The organism is Citrobacter amalonaticus, assembly GCF_018323885.1.
Taxonomy (GTDB): Bacteria; Pseudomonadota; Gammaproteobacteria; order Enterobacterales; family Enterobacteriaceae; genus Citrobacter_A; species Citrobacter_A amalonaticus.
In genome coordinates, this window is sequence record NZ_AP024585.1 from 3,587,310 (window position 1) to 3,604,177 (window position 16,868).

Genomic DNA, 16,868 nt, shown 5'->3' on the forward strand with positions numbered 1-16,868 from the left:
TACACGTCCCTCCAATAATTAAGGAACAACGATGCGACAGAAAATCATGATTGCCACAGCGTTTGCCACCCTTGTCTCTACCAGCGCTTTCGCTGCCGACCTGCCAGGCAAAGGCATTACCGTCCAACCGGTACAGAGCACCATCACCGAAGAAACCTTTCAGACGCTGCTGGTGAGCCGCGCGCTGGAGAAATTGGGTTACACCGTCAATAAACCGAGCGAAGTCGACTATAACGTGGGCTACACCTCTATTGCCTCCGGTGACGCTACCTTTACCGCCGTCAACTGGCAACCGCTGCACGACGATATGTTTTCTGCGGCAGGCGGGGACAAGAAGTTTTACCGCGAAGGCACATTCGTCACCGGGGCTGCGCAGGGTTACCTGATCGATAAGAAAACCGCTGAGCAGTACAAAATCACTAATATCGCCCAGTTAAAAGACCCCAACATCGCTAAAATCTTCGACACCAACGGCGACGGTAAAGCGGACATGATGGGCTGCTCACCAGGCTGGGGCTGTGAAGCGGTGATTAACCACCAGAACAAAGCGTTTGATCTGGAAAAAACCGTCGACGTCAGCCACGGTAACTATGCAGCGATGATGGCCGATACCATCACCCGCTTTAAAGAAGGTAAACCAATTCTGTATTACACCTGGACGCCTTACTGGGTGAGCGACGTGATGAAGCCAGGTAAAGATGTGGTCTGGTTACAGGTGCCGTTCTCCTCACTGCCGGGCGAACAGAAAGATATCGATACTAAACTGCCGAATGGCGCGAACTATGGCTTCCCGGTAAACACCATGCACATCGTTGCCAACAAGGCCTGGGCAGAGAAAAACCCGGCGGCGGCGAAACTGTTTGCCATCATGAAACTGCCGCTGGCGGACATTAACGCGCAAAACGCGATGATGCATGAGGGCAAAGCGTCGGAAGCTGACGTTCAGGGTCATGTTGACGGCTGGATCAAAGCCCACCAGCAGCAGTTTGACGGCTGGGTGAACGACGCGCTGGCGGCGCAGAAGTAATTGCCTCCTGAATGCCGGATGGCGCGCGATGCGCTTATCTGGCATACGATAGCCGGGAACGCGGTTCCCGGCCTGCTCCCTCCGTTCCCTCCCCTGATCGCACAATCCGGCACGCAACAAATCCCCAACATTCATAAATGTCCGCTATGATTGATTCCCAAAGAAATCATCACCTGACTCACGATTGCGAACATAATGACAAAAACCTCTCACGGGCTGAGCCCGGCACTGATCGTTCTCATGTCAGTGGCTACCGGTCTGGCCGTCGCCAGCAACTATTATGCACAGCCACTGCTCGAAACCATCGCACGCCACTTCTTACTTTCTGCCAGTTCAGCGGGGTTTATCGTCACCGCCGCTCAGCTTGGCTACGCCGCCGGTTTACTGTTTCTGGTTCCGCTTGGCGATATGTTTGAACGCCGGACGCTGATCGTCTCCATGACGCTGCTGGCGGCGGGCGGGATGCTGATTACCGCCAGCAGTCAGTCGCTGGCGATGATGATCCTCGGTACGGCGCTGACCGGACTTTTTTCCGTGGTTGCACAGATTCTGGTGCCGCTGGCGGCGACGCTTGCCACGCCGGATAAACGCGGCAAAGTGGTCGGGACCATCATGAGCGGCCTGCTGCTGGGCATTTTGCTGGCGCGAACCGTGGCGGGACTGCTGGCGAATCTCGGCGGTTGGCGCACTGTCTTCTGGGTCGCCTCCGTATTGATGGCGCTGATGGCTATCGCGCTGTGGCGCGGCTTGCCAAAGGTGAAGTCAGACACCCACCTGAACTACCCGCAGTTGCTGGGTTCGGTATTCAGTTTGTTTACCCGCGATAAACTGCTGCGCACGCGGGCACTGCTGGGCTGCCTGACCTTCTCCAATTTCAGCATTCTCTGGACGTCAATGGCCTTTTTACTGGCCGCCCCGCCGTTTAACTATTCTGAAGGGATGATTGGCCTGTTTGGGCTGGCGGGTGCCGCTGGTGCACTCGGCGCGCGTCCGGCTGGCGGTTTTGCGGATAAAGGACATTCTCACCTCACCACAACCTATGGCCTGCTGCTATTGCTGTTTTCCTGGCTCGCTATCTGGTTGGGACACACCTCAGTGCTGGCGCTGATTGTGGGGATTCTGGTTCTGGATCTTACCGTTCAGGGGGTTCACATCACTAATCAGACGGTGATTTACCGTTTGTATCCGGAGGCCCGAAACCGTCTGACCGCCGGGTATATGACCAGTTACTTTATCGGCGGGGCAGCAGGGTCATTGATCTCCGCCTCGGCCTGGCAGCATGCCGGATGGCTGGGCGTTTGTCTGGCAGGGACGACCGTTGCCGTACTGAACCTGCTGGTCTGGTGGCGAGGATTTCACCGACAAGACGCTGCAATTTAAGCGCCCGGCAAGCGTTTGGGCTCCTGAGGGTGTTAAGGAGCCCCCCAGTCTGTTAAGGTGATAGAGATTATTAACCCTGATAATTTTAACATTGGTGATAACGCGCAAAACTCTATGGAAAGGCCCGCATCTCTGCCCAATACCCCTCCGGCTACCTGTGCGGAAGGATTCAAAGACAGCTTACCCATCGTCATCAGCTATATTCCTGTTGCCTTTGCATTTGGTCTCAATGCCACCCGTCTCGGGTTTAGCCCGGTTGAGAGCGTGTTTTTCTCCTGCATTATTTATGCCGGTGCCAGCCAGTTCGTTATCACAACCATGCTCGCCGCAGGCAGCACATTATGGGTTGCCGCCCTGACCGTTATGGCGATGGATGTACGCCATGTTTTATACGGTCCTTCCCTGCGCAGTCGTATCGCCCAGAAACTCAGTAAACCGAAAACCGCCCTGTGGGCGTTTGGTCTCACCGACGAAGTCTTTGCCGCTGCCACTGCAAAGCTGGTGCGGGATAACCGTCGCTGGAGCGAGAACTGGATGATTGGCATCGCGTTTTGCTCCTGGGCCTCCTGGGTGCTGGGAACCGTACTCGGCGCCTTTTCCGGCAGCGGTTTATTGAAAGGATTCCCGGCGGTCGAAGCGGCGCTCGGTTTTATGCTCCCCGCGCTGTTTATGAGTTTTCTGCTGGCGTCATTCCAGCGTAAACAGTCCCTGTGCGTGACCGCCGCCTTAGCGGGCGCACTGGCGGGCGTGACGCTGTTTTCCATCCCCGCCGCGATTCTGGCGGGGATTGTGTGTGGTTGTCTGACCGCGCTAATTCAGGCTTTCTGGCAAGGAGTTCCCGATGCGCTATGAGGTGCTGCTGCTCGGATTGCTGGTCGGCTGTGTAAATTATGGGTTTCGCTATTTACCGCTGCGTCTGAAGATGGGAAATACCCGTCCAGGCAAGCGTGGTGCAACCGGCGTTTTACTCGACACCATCGGCATTGCATCAATTTGCGCCCTGCTGGTTGTGTCAACGGCCCCTGAGGTCATGCACGATGCCAGTCGCTTCGTGCCGACGCTCGTGGGCTTTGCTGTACTGGGTGCTAGTTTTTATAAAACGCGCAGTATCATCATTCCTACGCTATTAAGTGCTCTGGCCTATGGATTAGCGTGGAAAATGTTGGCGGTTTTATAGGTTGGAAAAATCATTTTAATTTAATAATACATTTACTTTATTTGTCACTGTCGTTACTATATCGGCTGAAATTAATGAGGTCATGCCCAAATGGATAGTTCGTTTACGCCCATTGAACAAATGCTAAAATTTCGCGCCAGCCGCCACGAGGATTTTCCGTATCAGGAAATCCTGCTGACTCGTCTTTGCATGCATATGCAAGGAAAACTGCTGGATAACCGCAATAAAATGCTGAAAGCTCAAGGGATTAACGAGACGTTGTTTATGGCGTTGATTACGCTGGAGTCTCAGGAAAACCACAGCATTCAGCCTTCTGAACTGAGCTGTGCCCTGGGATCATCCCGTACTAACGCGACACGTATCGCTGATGAGCTGGAAAAGCGCGGTTGGATCGAGCGCCATGAAAGCGACAACGATCGTCGTTGCCTGCATCTGCAGTTAACCGATAAAGGCCATGCATTTTTGCGCGAAGTATTACCGCCGCAGCATAACTGCCTGCATCAACTGTGGTCCGCTCTTAACACTGCAGAAAAAGAACAGCTTGAGCACATCACTCGTAAGCTTCTGACGCGTCTCGATCAGATGGACCAGGAGGGTGCTATCCTTGAGGCGCTGAGCTAACGCGTCGACTCGCTCAATAATCCAGATTACCAAAGAAAACTGACTGGCCAGCACCTGAACGTGCTGGCCTTTCTGATAAACAGCTCGGCTCAGCCGACGAAAAAATAAGATCGTGGAGAACAACATGAGCGCAAATGCGGAGACCCAAACCCCGCAGCAACCGGTTAAGAAGAAAAGCAAACGTAAAAGTACGCTACTCCTCCTGACCTTGCTCTTTATCATTATTGCCGTGGCATATGGAATTTATTGGTTTTTGGTACTGCGTCATGTCGAAGAGACCGATGATGCATACGTGGCAGGGAACCAGGTTCAAATCATGGCACAGGTATCCGGCAGCGTGACGAAAGTCTGGGCGGATAACACTGATTTTGTTAAACAGGGTGACGTTCTCGTCACGCTCGATCAGACGGATGCCAGACAGGCATTTGAAAAAGCGAAGACCGCGCTGGCCTCCAGCGTCCGTCAGACGCATCAGTTAATGATCAACAGCAAACAGTTGCAGGCGAACATTGCGGTGCAGAAAACGGCCCTTGCCCAGGCGCAAAGCGATTTTAACCGTCGCGTACCACTGGGTAACGCCAATCTGATTGGTCGTGAAGAGCTGCAACACGCACGGGATGCCGTGGCCAGCGCTCAGGCGCAGCTTGATGTTGCCATTCAGCAATACAATGCTAATCAGGCGATGATTCTCGACAGCAAGCTGGAAGATCAGCCCGCCGTCCAACAGGCCGCCACCGAAGTGCGTAACGCCTGGCTGGCGCTCGAGCGAACGAAGATCGTCAGCCCAATGACCGGCTACGTGTCGCGCCGCGCCGTGCAGCCTGGCGCGCAGATCAGCCCTACCACGCCGCTGATGGCTGTGGTTCCGGCCACCAATCTGTGGGTTGATGCTAACTTCAAAGAGACGCAGCTTGCCCATATGCGCATCGGCCAACCGGCAACGGTGATCAGTGATATCTACGGCGATGACGTTAAGTACACCGGTAAAGTGGTCGGTCTTGATATGGGGACCGGTAGCGCCTTCTCACTGCTGCCAGCACAGAACGCAACCGGTAACTGGATCAAAGTGGTTCAGCGTCTACCTGTACGTATCGAACTGGATGCACAGCAGCTGGCGCAACATCCGTTGCGGATTGGTTTATCGACGCTCGTCACCGTCGATACCGCGAACCGCGACGGTCAGGTGCTCGCCAGCCAGGTGCGCACTACGCCGGTGTCTGAGAGTAACGCCCGTGAAATCAGCCTTGCCCCGGTCAATAAACTGATCGAAGAGATTGTGCAGGCCAACGCAGGCTAATCTGAGGTGCGTGTGATGCAACAGCAAAAACCGCTGGAGGGCGCGCAGCTCGTCATTATGACGATTGCGCTGTCGCTGGCGACATTCATGCAGGTGCTGGACTCCACCATTGCTAACGTGGCGATCCCTACGATCGCCGGGAACCTGGGCTCATCGCTGAGCCAGGGGACGTGGGTGATCACCTCTTTCGGGGTGGCGAACGCCATCTCGATTCCCATTACCGGCTGGCTGGCAAAGCGCGTTGGGGAAGTGAAGCTCTTCATGTGGTCAACGGTGGCGTTTGCCATCGCCTCCTGGGCGTGCGGCGTCTCCAGTAGTCTGAACATGCTGATCTTCTTCCGCGTCGTTCAGGGGGTGGTTGCCGGGCCGCTGATCCCGCTTTCGCAAAGTCTGCTACTCAATAACTACCCTCCGGCAAAGCGCTCTATCGCGCTGGCGCTGTGGTCGATGACAGTGATTGTCGCGCCGATTTGCGGCCCGATTCTGGGCGGCTATATCAGCGATAACTATCACTGGGGCTGGATTTTCTTTATCAACGTGCCGATCGGTATTGCCGTCGTTCTGATGACGCTGCAAACCCTGCGTGGACGCGAAACACGCACGGAACAGCGGCGGATTGACGCCATCGGGCTGGCGTTGCTGGTCATTGGGATCGGTAGCCTGCAGATTATGCTCGACCGGGGGAAAGAGCTGGACTGGTTCGCCTCACAGGAGATCATCATTCTGACCGTGGTGGCGGTGGTCGCCATTAGCTTCCTGATTGTCTGGGAGCTTACCGACGATAACCCCATTGTCGATCTCTCACTGTTTAAGTCGCGAAACTTTACCATCGGCTGTTTGTGTATCAGTCTGGCTTATATGCTGTACTTCGGGGCTATTGTTCTGCTACCTCAGCTTTTGCAGGAGGTTTACGGCTATACCGCGACGTGGGCGGGTCTGGCGTCCGCGCCGGTGGGGATTATTCCGGTGATCCTGTCGCCGATTATTGGCCGCTTTGCCCATAAGCTGGATATGCGCAGGCTGGTGACGTTCAGCTTTATTATGTATGCCGTCTGCTTTTACTGGCGCGCGTGGACGTTTGAACCGGGAATGGACTTCGGCGCCTCCGCCTGGCCACAGTTTATTCAGGGCTTCGCGGTGGCGTGCTTCTTTATGCCGCTAACAACCATCACGCTGTCTGGCTTACCGCCTGAGCGTCTGGCGGCGGCATCGAGTTTGTCTAACTTTACGCGAACGCTGGCGGGGTCAATCGGGACATCGATCACCACCACCATGTGGACCAACCGGGAATCGATGCACCATGCACAGTTAACCGAGTCGGTGAATCCGTATAACCCGAATGCGCAGGCAATGTACGATCAGCTACAGGGACTGGGCATGACGCAGCAACAGGCGTCTGGCTGGATAGCCCAGCAGATAACGAATCAGGGGCTGATTATTTCAGCCAACGAGATCTTCTGGATGTCGGCGGGGATCTTCCTGGTGTTGCTCGGTCTGGTCTGGTTCGCCAAACCCCCGTTTGGTGCGGGCGGTGGCGGTGGTGGCGCGCACTAAGGTTTGATTTAAAGGGATCCGCGGATCCCTTTTTTATTGCCTGAAAATGCAGGTGGTTGTTTTATCATCATAAGAGGTGTATCTTTACGCCGCCCCAAATACTTCCATTAACAACTAGCCGGTTCTGAGCGCTTCGCTCAGGTTGTCAATCCTCTTTATCTACACCCTCGCCTTGATGGGTGAAATTCACACTATCCCTTTAAACCCGTTAACCTCACAACTCGCCTCCCCGCGGGCGTAACTTTATAACAACATAAATAATGAATTATCATGAATACGCAACGAAAATACGGGAGAACCTGGCACTATCCTTTCTCCCCCGGCACTACTAGCGATGACCGTATCAACGCCGACTACTGGCGAGATTTGCAGGTTATTCCTCTACTGGTGCACACCGAAAAGCTGGATGGTGAAAATAACTGCCTGAATCGCCACGGCGTTTTTGCCCGCTCTCATGCAGCCCCAACGCAATCCGCGTGGACGCATAAAATTCGCCAGCGCTGGCAATTGCTAAAAAACGATCTTGGCGATTTAGAGCTTTTCGGCGAGAACCTCTATGCCGTCCACTCGATTGAATATCACGCGCTGGAGCAGGACTTTTTCCTGTTTGCCATCCGCTGCCAGGATATGTGGCTAAGCTGGGAAGAAGTGCAGTTCTATGCCGCGCTGTTTGATTTTCCCTGCGTCCCGGAAATCCCAGGACCGCAGCCTGGTCAGGATGAAAAAGCGTGGCAGCGAGAATTTCTTGCGCTAACCAACGGACGCGGCGCGTTCGACCCATGGGATATCCAGGCCGGTCAGCCCTGCACCCTTGAAGGCATCGTGAGCCGTAATCGCAACGAATTTCCTGTGGATGATTTCGCCCACCAAGTGTTTAAGTTTGTCCGTAAGAATCATGTCAAAACAACGGAACACTGGAAGCGCAACTGGCGACGGGCTCGTCTGGCCCATGAATTTGCCTTTGGAGGCCAGTTATGATCTGGCAGCTTACTGGTGACAAAAGCTGGTCGGCGCTGCGACAACAATTCCGCTGGGTAGAAGAGATGCACGATGTACCACAGGATCCCGTCCATCATGCCGAGGGTGACGTTGGCATTCATACTGAAATGGTGCTCAACGCGCTATCAACCATGCCTGACTTTCAGCGATGCTCACCACAGCAACAAGAGCTGCTATGGGCTGCGGCGCTGCTACACGATGTGGAAAAGCGCAGCACCACGCAGCGTGATGAACACGGTCGCATCCAGTCATTGGGCCATGCGCGCAAAGGTGAACTCACGACACGGCAGATCCTGTGGCGAGATATTCCCACACCCTTTATTCTGCGTGAGCAAATCGCGGCGCTGGTTCGCCTGCACGGACTGCCGTTGTGGCTACTCGAACGTCCCGCCCCTGAGCGCCTGCTGCTTAGCGCGGCTATGCGGATTGACACCCGCCTGCTGACGCTGCTCGCCCGTGCCGATATAGAAGGGCGACGCTGTCAGGATAGGGAAGAGATGCTCGACCGGATCGCCCTGTTTGAGCTTTTCTGTCAGGAACAACAGTGCTGGGGACATGCCCGTCACTTCGTTTCCGATGCGGCTCGCTGGCATTATCTGACGCATTCGAACAGTTCAGCCGATTTCATCCCCTGGGAAACAGAAAGCTTTGAAGTGATTATAATGAGTGCGCTGCCCGGAATGGGTAAGGATCGCTATATCAGCGAACACTGTCCCGGCATACCGGTAGTAAGTCTTGATGATATCCGCCGTCGCCTTGGTGTTAGCCCGGAAGACAGGTCGGCAACCGGTCGCGTCGTCCAGCAGGCAAAAGAAGATGCACGGGCTTTGCTGCGACAAAAAACGGCTTTTGTCTGGAATGCGACCAATATTACCCGACAGCTACGAAGCCAGCTCATCGACCTTTTTACTGCCTACGGTGCACGGGTAAAAATTGTCTACATTGAAGTTCCATGGGCGCAATGGAAGCAGCAAAATGCAAACCGCCAATATGCGGTTCCGGACGCGGTTATAATGAGAATGGCGTCAAAGCTGGAAGTACCTCAGTCTGATGAAGCGCACTGCGTGGAATATCAGGTGAGAGATGAGTGAACAAACCGGACAGAGCCACCTCTGTCCGGCTACAGCACTAACTAGATATGCAGTTCCTGCAACTTCTCTTTTGGCAGCGCCAGCTCTTCATTGCTGTTGACGCGAACGTCGCGCTCCAGAATATGACGCGCGATATCCTGTGCTTCACTCAGGGAATGCATCTGATATGTACCGCACTGGTAGACGTTCAGTTCCGGGATCTGATTCTGATCCTGAACTTTCAGCACGTCGGCCATCGCCGCTTTCCATGCATCTGCCACGCGCTGCTCATCCGGCGTACCTATCAGGCTCATATAGAAACCGGTACGGCAACCCATCGGGGAGATATCGATAATCTCGACGCCGTTACCGTTGAGGTGATTACGCATAAAGCCTGCGAACAGATGCTCCAGCGTGTGAATCCCTTTCTCCGGCATCACCTCTTTATTTGGAATGCAGAAACGCAGATCAAACACGGTGATGGCGTCACCGTGTGGAGTGTTCATCGTTTTCGCCACACGGACTGCAGGTGCTTCCATCCGGGTATGATCGACAGTGAAGCTATCTAACAACGGCATTTAGCCACCTCCGATAATTTTTTATAAATAAACTGAACTCTTTGTTCCGGTGCGAGTCTGAGTATATGAAAGACGCGCATTTGTTATCATCATCCCTGTTTTCAGAGATGAAATTTTGGCCACTCCCGAGTGGCCTTTTTCTTTTCTGTCAGGCCTGCTGCTTTGCCAGCCAGCTGTCAAACGGTTCCGAATCTGCCGCTTCAACTTCGCGCTGACGACGTTTTGAGGCGTCACGTTCAGCCACAAAGTCTTCTTCCTGCAAAATTTCCAGCGGCTCTTCACGCAGCAGATTGCGGTAAGCTTCGCCCAGCGCCCTGCCCGTACCGCCAATACCCGTATCAATCATAGACCGCAGAATACGTGCAGAGAACGTTAATTCCGGGTTATCAAAGCAGGCAACCAGTTCGTCACAGACTTTCTGATAATCCTCTCCGCCGTGGATGCTGTCCAGCGTTTGTGCCACACGCTTCAGATCGCGGAACAGATCTTTACCCACTTCGGGCAGCGGGAACTGTGCAGTTTCACAACCAATCCCTAACGTCAGGCCCGGCTTACGCCCTTCCAGAATCACCCGATTCCAGTTGGTACGCGTACATAGCAGCTCACTGCTGCTCATCTCCGGTGCATCGGCCAGCACACACCAGACCATAAACAGGTCAAGGAAACGCACCTGTTGCTCGTCCACGCCAATTGGCGAGAACGGATTGATATCCAGCGAGCGGACTTCGATGTATTCGATACCGCCACGCAGAAGCGCATCTGAAGGCGACTCACCGCTACGCGTAACGCGTTTCGGACGAATCGGCGCGTACAGCTCATTTTCAATCTGCAGCACGTTGCTGTTGATTTGCAGACGCTTACCGCCTTTTTCCAGCCCTACTGCCGCATACTCTTCAGAAGGCGTTTTAATCGCCCGCTTCAATCCTGCCACATACTCGTAGAGATCGTTAAACGTAATTCCGAGATTGCTTTGCGACTTATTGGTATAACCCAGATCGCTCAGTCGCAGCGAGGTCGCGTACGGCAGGTAGTACATTCCGCAGTCGGTTTTCTCAAACGGCAGCGTGGTCGGTTTGCCCTGCAGGAAGGAAGCGCAAATCGCCGGGGACGCACCAAACAAATAAGGAATGACCCAGCCAAAGCGGTAATAGTTACGGATCAGGCGGAAATAGCCGGCAGAGATTTTCTCTTTTGCCTCTTCGCCTTCCACTACGCCACATTTCGCCTGCCAGAATGCCATCGGCAGTGAAAAGTTGTAGTGCACACCGGAAATAGTTTGCATCAACGCACCGTAACGGTTTTTCAACCCTTCACGGTACAGCGTTTTCATACGACCAATATTTGAAGTGCCATATTGCGCCAGTTCAATGTCCTGACCTTCGGCAATGTAGCAAGGCATGCTCAGTGGCCACATGCGCTCATCACCCATATTTCTGGCGGTATAACGATGCAGGTCACGCATGAAGGTCAGCATATGCTGGATATCGCCGTCTACCGGTGTGATAAACTCCAGCAGCGCTTCCGCGAAATCCGTGGTAATCCATTTATGCGTCAGCGCTGAGCCTAACGCTTCAGGATGCCCCGTTGTCGCCAACGTGCCATCCGCATTCACGCGCAATGTCTCGCGCTCCAGCCCGCGCTGTATCCCCTGTAATGCCTGAGGATGCTTTTCCAGCCAGGCCAAAGCCTGTGATACGTCCGGGATCAAATTGACCTCCCGCCTGTCAAAATCGTATTAATTAGCATAATTGTAGTGGTTAACCTAAAGGCTAATCCCCAGGCACAATTAGTGCCACCAGGTAATGCCCTGAACGGTAGCAGCTGCGACAACAATATAGCGCAGCGCTTTGCCAAGGCATAAAAAAAAGAGCACCGGCCCCCACGAGAGGCGCATCCATCCCGCTAACAGGCACAGTAAATCACCCACAACCGGCATCCAGCTTAATAATAGTGTGACCGCGCCATAGCGTTTAAGCCAGCCTGTGGCTTTCTCCTGCCAGCGCGATGTCTTGCGCAGCGGGAAGAAACGCCCAAGGATAACGTTAGTTAACCCTCCAAGGCTATTACCCATTGTTGCTGTTAAAACTAAGACCCAGGGATGACTGAGTCCGGCCAGTAACATGGCAATCAGAACGACTTCCGAGTTGCCGGGCAACAGCGTAGCGCTGAGGAAACTGCTGGCGAACAATGAAAGGAGCGACAGTCCGTCACTCACAGGAGTCGAACGTCCACAGCATCCATTCCGGCGGCGCGTGCTGCCTGGATACCAAAGTCCGCATCTTCAAATACCACGCACTGCGCCGGAGGCACGCCCATACGCTCCGCACAAAGCAGGAAAGTATCTGGCGCGGGTTTATGGTGCTGGACATGATCGGCAGCAACGACGGCATCAAAATAGCGACGCAGCCCCAGATGAGCCAGCAGCGCTTCCGCTACTGCGCTTTCACTGCCGGTTCCGACGGACATCGGGCGACGACCATGCCACGCTTTTACCACCTCAACCAGCGGCAACGGCTCGACGCTGTCGAGGAGCATGATTTTTACCGCGTCGGTTTTTTCACGGGCTAACGCGTGAGGATCGAGATCCGCATGATTCAACTCAATAATGGACTGAGCAATACGCCATGTGGCTGAGCCGTTAAGGGCAATCATCGCCTGAAGATCAAAATGCATACCGTAACGACCTAATACTTCAACCCACGCCTTACGGTGCGTCGGTTCAGTATCCAGAAGGGTACCATCCATATCGAAAATCAGACCCGCATAACGTTCGTACATAGCGCTCTCACCGGCAAGTAAACAGACGTTACTTTATCGTAATTGCTGGATTTTGTCGCTGACGACGATGCTGAGGATTGTTCAGGAGATGAATGCAAAGGAGTAAGGAAAAGAAAAAAATGGTGCATCCGGGAAGATGACTCGGCGAAGCCTCGCCCTTCGGGCCGTTGCTGGCGCAACGCTATCCCCCCTGGTACTCGCGATACTCTCGCAGACCATGAAACAACAAACTCGCTGTTATCCGGGAGAAGATGGTGCATCCGGGAGGATTCGAACCTCCGACCGCTCGGTTCGTAGCCGAGTACTCTATCCAGCTGAGCTACGGATGCATCGGGAAACTTATTTTACTGCTGATACTGATACTGCACAAAAGCGGTATCAAATAAGAGATGGTACATCCGGGAGGATGTACTCGGCGAAGCCTCGCCCTTCGGGCTGTTGCTGGCGCAACGTTATCCCCCTGGTGCTTACGATGCTCTCGCAGACCATGAAACAACAAACTCGCTGTTATCCGGGAGAAGATGGTGCATCCGGGAGGATTCGAACCTCCGACCGCTCGGTTCGTAGCCGAGTACTCTATCCAGCTGAGCTACGGATGCATCGGAAAACTTATTTTACTGCCGATATTGATACTGCACAAAAGCGGTATCAAGTAAGAGATGGTGCATCCGGGAGGATTCGAACCTCCGACCGCTCGGTTCGTAGCCGAGTACTCTATCCAGCTGAGCTACGGATGCATCGGGAAACTTACTTTACTGCAGATTTTGATACCGCTACTAAAGCCGTATCAAGTAAGAGATGGTGCATCCGGGAGGATTCGAACCTCCGACCGCTCGGTTCGTAGCCGAGTACTCTATCCAGCTGAGCTACGGATGCAAATGGCGGTGAGGCGGGGATTCGAACCCCGGATGCAGCTTTTGACCGCATACTCCCTTAGCAGGGGAGCGCCTTCAGCCTCTCGGCCACCTCACCACACGCCTCTTACGAGTGCTTCGAAGAACTTGTTTCTGCTCATCGTCGCTGCGTGGCGCACATATTACTTTCTGGGACTTATAAGTCAAACAATTTTTCCTGAGCTTTTATCGTTTGCACACTTCACGTTCAATTAGTCTGCAAAAACGGCAAAAAGAGTGTTTTATCAACAGATAAATTGGACTCTGGGCAACGGACTACCTCAATGGAAAAGACATACGGATGCAGTAGCGCCAGGCGAAACTGGAAAAAGAGTCACAGAAAAACGAAACAGAGTGGGATATTGCGACGATGTCAGGTTGCGCCTCACCCGGTCAGGTGAGACGCGGAAACCTTAGTAACTGGACTGCTGGGATTTTTCAGCCTGGATACGCTGGTAGATCTCTTCACGATGGACAGATACTTCTTTCGGGGCGTTTACGCCGATGCGTACCTGGTTGCCCTTCACCCCTAAAACTGTCACGGTGACCTCATCTCCAATCATGAGGGTCTCACCAACTCGACGAGTCAGAATCAGCATTCTTTGCTCCTTGAAAGATTAAAAGAGTCGGGTCTCTCTGTATCCCGGCATTATCCATCATATAACGCCAAAAAGTAAGCGATGACAAACACATTACATGTAAGCAGTCACGGCATCACATTCTGTTAAACCTAAGTTTAGCCGATATACACAACTTCAACCTGACTTTATCGTTGTCGACAACGTTGATGCAAACGCCGCGGAATGCTTATCCGCGGCATCGGCTAACGCTTATAGTTATTACAATTTTGCGCTGACCCAGGCTTGCACACTGGCTAACGCCGCAGGCAGAGCAGAAGCATCCGTACCACCGGCTTGCGCCATGTCCGGACGACCACCACCCTTACCGCCCACCTGCTGAGCGACCATACCTACCAGTTCCCCTGCTTTGACACGGTCGGTCACGTCCTTAGACACACCAGCAATCAGAGAAACCTTACCTTCCGCTGCCGTTGCCAGCACGATAATTGTCGACCCCAGTTGATTTTTCAGATCATCAACCATGGTGCGCAACATTTTCGGCTCAACACCCGCAAGCTCACTCACCAACAGCTTAACGCCATTGATATCAACCGCTTTGCTGGAAAGATTCGCACTTTCCTGCGCCGCAGCATGTTCTTTCAACTGCTGAAGCTCTTTCTCAAGCTGACGAGTACGTTCCAGTACTGAACGCACTTTGTCGCCCAGATTCTGGCTATCGCCCTTCAACAGATGTGCAATATCGGCTAAGCGATCGCTTTCTGCATGCACAGTCGCAATGGCACCCTCACCGGTTACCGCTTCAATGCGACGAACCCCGGCGGCGGTTCCGGACTCAGAGACAATACGGAACAGGCCGATGTCACCGGTACGGCTGGCGTGCGTCCCGCCGCACAGTTCGGTAGAGAAATCACCCATGCTCAGCACGCGAACGCGTTCGTCATATTTCTCGCCGAACAGCGCCATTGCGCCTTTTGCTTTCGCCGCTTCCAGATCCATCACGTGGGTTTCAACCGGCAGGTTACGACGAATCTGCGCGTTCACCAGATCTTCAACCGCCCGGATTTCCGCCGGCTTCATTGCTTCATTATGCGAGAAATCGAAGCGCAGCATTTTGTCGTTAACCAGCGACCCTTTCTGCGCCACGTGCTTGCCCAGAATCTGGCGCAACGCCGCGTGCATCAGGTGCGTTGCGGAGTGATTCAGACGAATACGCGCACGACGCGCCTCATCCACATCAGCCTGGACCGCATCGCCCACTTTCAGAGAGCCCGCAGACAGCTTGCCGAGGTGACCAATCGCCTGACCATATTTTTGCGTATCGCTTACGACAAACGCAAAGCCCGCGCCTTTCAGTTCACCTTTATCGCCGACCTGACCACCGGATTCCGCATAGAATGGGGTCTGATCCAGTACGACAACGGCTTCCTGACCGACACTGATCGCATCAACCGCTTTACCATCAACAAACAGCGCGGTCACTTTACCGTTCAGTTCCAGATGGTCGTAGCCTTTAAATTCAGAGGCGCTATCCACGCGAATCATCGCGTTATAGTCCGCACCGAAACCGCTGGCTTCACGCGCACGACGGCGCTGCTCTTCCATGGCGGCTTCAAAACCGGCTTCATCCACTTTGATGTTGCGCTCACGGCAAACGTCAGCCGTCAGATCAACCGGGAAACCGTAGGTATCGTACAGACGGAATGCTGTTTCGCCGTCCAGCGTATCGCCGGACAGTTTCGCCAGTTCTTCGTCCAGCAGCGCCAGGCCACGCTCGAGCGTACGGGCAAACTGCTCTTCTTCGGTTTTCAGAACTTGCTCAACCTGAGCCTGCTGACGCTTCAGTTCTTCGCCCGCCGATCCCATGACGTCAATCAGTGGACCCACCAGTTTATAGAAGAAGGTCTCTTTCGCGCCCAGCATGTTGCCATGACGTACCGCACGACGAATGATACGACGCAAAACATAGCCACGGTTTTCGTTCGACGGAACCACGCCGTCGGCAATCAGGAACGCACAGGAACGAATGTGATCCGCAATCACGCGCAGTGACTTGTTGCTCAGATCGGTTGCACCGGTCACTTTCGCTACTGCTTCAATCAGCGTAAGGAACAGGTCAATTTCGTAGTTGGAGTTGACGTGTTGCAGCACAGCCGCAATACGTTCCAGACCCATACCGGTATCCACGGAAGGCTTAGGCAGCGGCTCCATCGTACCGTCAGCCTGACGGTTGAACTGCATAAAGACGATGTTCCAGATCTCAATGTAGCGATCGCCGTCCTCTTCCGGGCTTCCCGGAGGGCCGCCCCAGATGTGATCGCCATGATCGTAGAAAATTTCGGTGCACGGACCGCACGGACCGGTGTCGCCCATCTGCCAGAAGTTGTCGGACGCATAAGCCGCACCTTTGTTATCACCGATGCGGATAATACGCTCGCGAGGAATACCGACTTCTTTTTCCCAAATTTCATAGGCTTCATCGTCTGTTTCGTAGACGGTCACCCACAGACGCTCTTTCGGCAGGGCAAACCAGTTTTCACCGGTCAGCAATTCCCATGCGTACTGGATTGCATCATGCTTGAAATAGTCGCCGAAGCTGAAGTTACCCAGCATTTCGAAGAAGGTATGGTGACGTGCAGTGTAACCAACGTTTTCCAGATCGTTGTGCTTACCACCCGCCCGCACGCAGCGTTGAGATGTGGTTGCGCGGGAATAATTACGCTTGTCGAGCCCAAGGAAAACGTCCTTGAACTGGTTCATCCCGGCGTTGGTAAACAACAAAGTGGGGTCATTGTTTGGAACCAGGGAGCTGCTGGCAACTACCTGATGTCCCTTACTATGGAAAAAGTCGAGAAACGCCTGACGGATCTCAGCGGTGCTCTTGCTCATAATTATCCTGAAATCTTGCTAACGAAA

General features: G+C 53.8%; 15 protein-coding genes and 5 tRNA genes. 9 read left to right on the plus strand and 11 right to left on the minus strand.

Annotation, left to right across the window (positions count from 1 at the left end; genetic code table 11):
- Positions 1 to 31 precede the first annotated feature (31 nt).
- The 9 genes from proX to KI228_RS17025 all read left to right on the plus strand — a co-directional run bounded on the left by proX (position 32) and on the right by KI228_RS17025 (position 9,146).
- Positions 32 to 1,027, plus strand: a complete 996-nt coding sequence (gene proX / locus KI228_RS16985; protein WP_042999627.1) for a glycine betaine/L-proline ABC transporter substrate-binding protein ProX — start codon at positions 32 to 34, stop codon at positions 1,025 to 1,027.
- Between the two features lie 195 nt (positions 1,028 to 1,222).
- Positions 1,223 to 2,407 (plus strand): MFS transporter, encoded by a 1,185-nt coding sequence (locus KI228_RS16990; RefSeq protein WP_061069690.1) that lies wholly within the window; start codon positions 1,223 to 1,225, stop codon positions 2,405 to 2,407.
- A 114-nt stretch (positions 2,408 to 2,521) separates the two neighbouring features.
- Positions 2,522 to 3,259: an AzlC family ABC transporter permease gene (locus KI228_RS16995; RefSeq protein ID WP_043001836.1), complete on the plus strand. Its 738-nt coding sequence runs from the start codon at positions 2,522 to 2,524 to the stop codon at positions 3,257 to 3,259.
- Positions 3,249 to 3,584, plus strand: coding sequence for an L-valine transporter subunit YgaH (gene ygaH, locus KI228_RS17000; protein ID WP_042326037.1), 336 nt, complete (start codon positions 3,249 to 3,251; stop codon positions 3,582 to 3,584). The genes KI228_RS16995 and ygaH overlap by 11 nt, the downstream gene beginning before the upstream one ends.
- A gap of 90 nt (positions 3,585 to 3,674) precedes the next feature.
- A complete protein-coding gene (gene mprA / locus KI228_RS17005) occupies positions 3,675 to 4,205 on the plus strand; it encodes a transcriptional repressor MprA (RefSeq protein WP_042999625.1) in 531 nt (176 codons plus the stop codon).
- Between the two features lie 124 nt (positions 4,206 to 4,329).
- Positions 4,330 to 5,502, plus strand: coding sequence for a multidrug efflux MFS transporter periplasmic adaptor subunit EmrA (gene emrA / locus KI228_RS17010; protein ID WP_042999624.1), 1,173 nt, complete (start codon positions 4,330 to 4,332; stop codon positions 5,500 to 5,502).
- A gap of 15 nt (positions 5,503 to 5,517) precedes the next feature.
- A complete protein-coding gene (gene emrB / locus KI228_RS17015; protein WP_042999623.1) occupies positions 5,518 to 7,056 on the plus strand; it encodes a multidrug efflux MFS transporter permease subunit EmrB in 1,539 nt (512 codons plus the stop codon).
- A gap of 270 nt (positions 7,057 to 7,326) precedes the next feature.
- Complete coding sequence (locus KI228_RS17020; RefSeq protein WP_042999622.1) at positions 7,327 to 8,034, plus strand: RNA ligase family protein; 708 nt, start codon at positions 7,327 to 7,329, stop codon at positions 8,032 to 8,034.
- Positions 8,031 to 9,146: an ATP-binding protein gene (locus KI228_RS17025; protein WP_044266597.1), complete on the plus strand. Its 1,116-nt coding sequence runs from the start codon at positions 8,031 to 8,033 to the stop codon at positions 9,144 to 9,146. Before KI228_RS17020 ends, KI228_RS17025 begins: the two co-directional genes overlap by 4 nt.
- A gap of 41 nt (positions 9,147 to 9,187) precedes the next feature.
- On the opposite strand, the gene luxS is transcribed toward KI228_RS17025, so the two are convergent.
- From luxS to alaS, 11 genes are all read right to left on the minus strand, one after another.
- Positions 9,188 to 9,703 (minus strand): S-ribosylhomocysteine lyase, encoded by a 516-nt coding sequence (gene luxS / locus KI228_RS17030; RefSeq protein WP_003037312.1) that lies wholly within the window; start codon positions 9,701 to 9,703, stop codon positions 9,188 to 9,190.
- 148 nt (positions 9,704 to 9,851) lie between these two features.
- The gene (gene gshA, locus KI228_RS17035; protein WP_044255102.1) at positions 9,852 to 11,411 is read right to left on the minus strand and encodes a glutamate--cysteine ligase; all 1,560 of its coding nucleotides are present in this window, start codon (positions 11,409 to 11,411) and stop codon (positions 9,852 to 9,854) included.
- Between the two features lie 78 nt (positions 11,412 to 11,489).
- On the minus strand, positions 11,490 to 11,918 hold the full coding sequence (locus tag KI228_RS17040) for a YqaA family protein (protein WP_042999619.1): 429 nt from the start codon (positions 11,916 to 11,918) through the stop codon (positions 11,490 to 11,492).
- Positions 11,915 to 12,481 (minus strand): fructose-1-phosphate/6-phosphogluconate phosphatase, encoded by a 567-nt coding sequence (gene yqaB, locus KI228_RS17045; RefSeq protein WP_042999618.1) that lies wholly within the window; start codon positions 12,479 to 12,481, stop codon positions 11,915 to 11,917. Before yqaB ends, KI228_RS17040 begins: the two co-directional genes overlap by 4 nt.
- Positions 12,482 to 12,733: 252 nt before the next feature.
- Positions 12,734 to 12,810, minus strand: a tRNA-Arg gene (locus KI228_RS17050).
- Positions 12,811 to 13,003: 193 nt separating this feature from the next.
- Positions 13,004 to 13,080 (minus strand) — tRNA-Arg (locus tag KI228_RS17055).
- A gap of 61 nt (positions 13,081 to 13,141) precedes the next feature.
- Positions 13,142 to 13,218 (minus strand) — tRNA-Arg (locus KI228_RS17060).
- A gap of 62 nt (positions 13,219 to 13,280) precedes the next feature.
- Positions 13,281 to 13,357: transfer RNA gene (locus KI228_RS17065), tRNA-Arg, on the minus strand.
- Positions 13,358 to 13,360: 3 nt separating this feature from the next.
- Positions 13,361 to 13,453, minus strand: a tRNA-Ser gene (locus KI228_RS17070).
- A 334-nt stretch (positions 13,454 to 13,787) separates the two neighbouring features.
- Positions 13,788 to 13,973, minus strand: coding sequence for a carbon storage regulator CsrA (gene csrA / locus KI228_RS17075; protein WP_000906486.1), 186 nt, complete (start codon positions 13,971 to 13,973; stop codon positions 13,788 to 13,790).
- 240 nt (positions 13,974 to 14,213) lie between these two features.
- Entirely contained in the window at positions 14,214 to 16,841 is a 2,628-nt protein-coding gene (gene alaS, locus KI228_RS17080) for an alanine--tRNA ligase (RefSeq protein ID WP_141227635.1), read from the minus strand.
- Positions 16,842 to 16,868: the final 27 nt, after the last annotated feature.

Coding starts and splice junctions, on each gene's coding strand:
- proX (WP_042999627.1), top strand. CDS start 32: ATGCGACAGAAAATCATGATTGCCACAGCGTTTGCCACCCTTGTCTCT.
- KI228_RS16990 (WP_061069690.1), top strand. CDS start 1,223: ATGACAAAAACCTCTCACGGGCTGAGCCCGGCACTGATCGTTCTCATG.
- KI228_RS16995 (WP_043001836.1), top strand. CDS start 2,522: ATGGAAAGGCCCGCATCTCTGCCCAATACCCCTCCGGCTACCTGTGCG.
- ygaH (WP_042326037.1), top strand. CDS start 3,249: ATGCGCTATGAGGTGCTGCTGCTCGGATTGCTGGTCGGCTGTGTAAAT.
- mprA (WP_042999625.1), top strand. CDS start 3,675: ATGGATAGTTCGTTTACGCCCATTGAACAAATGCTAAAATTTCGCGCC.
- emrA (WP_042999624.1), top strand. CDS start 4,330: ATGAGCGCAAATGCGGAGACCCAAACCCCGCAGCAACCGGTTAAGAAG.
- emrB (WP_042999623.1), top strand. CDS start 5,518: ATGCAACAGCAAAAACCGCTGGAGGGCGCGCAGCTCGTCATTATGACG.
- KI228_RS17020 (WP_042999622.1), top strand. CDS start 7,327: ATGAATACGCAACGAAAATACGGGAGAACCTGGCACTATCCTTTCTCC.
- KI228_RS17025 (WP_044266597.1), top strand. CDS start 8,031: ATGATCTGGCAGCTTACTGGTGACAAAAGCTGGTCGGCGCTGCGACAA.
- luxS (WP_003037312.1), bottom strand. CDS start 9,703: ATGCCGTTGTTAGATAGCTTCACTGTCGATCATACCCGGATGGAAGCA.
- yqaB (WP_042999618.1), bottom strand. CDS start 12,481: ATGTACGAACGTTATGCGGGTCTGATTTTCGATATGGATGGTACCCTT.
- csrA (WP_000906486.1), bottom strand. CDS start 13,973: ATGCTGATTCTGACTCGTCGAGTTGGTGAGACCCTCATGATTGGAGAT.
- alaS (WP_141227635.1), bottom strand. CDS start 16,841: ATGAGCAAGAGCACCGCTGAGATCCGTCAGGCGTTTCTCGACTTTTTC.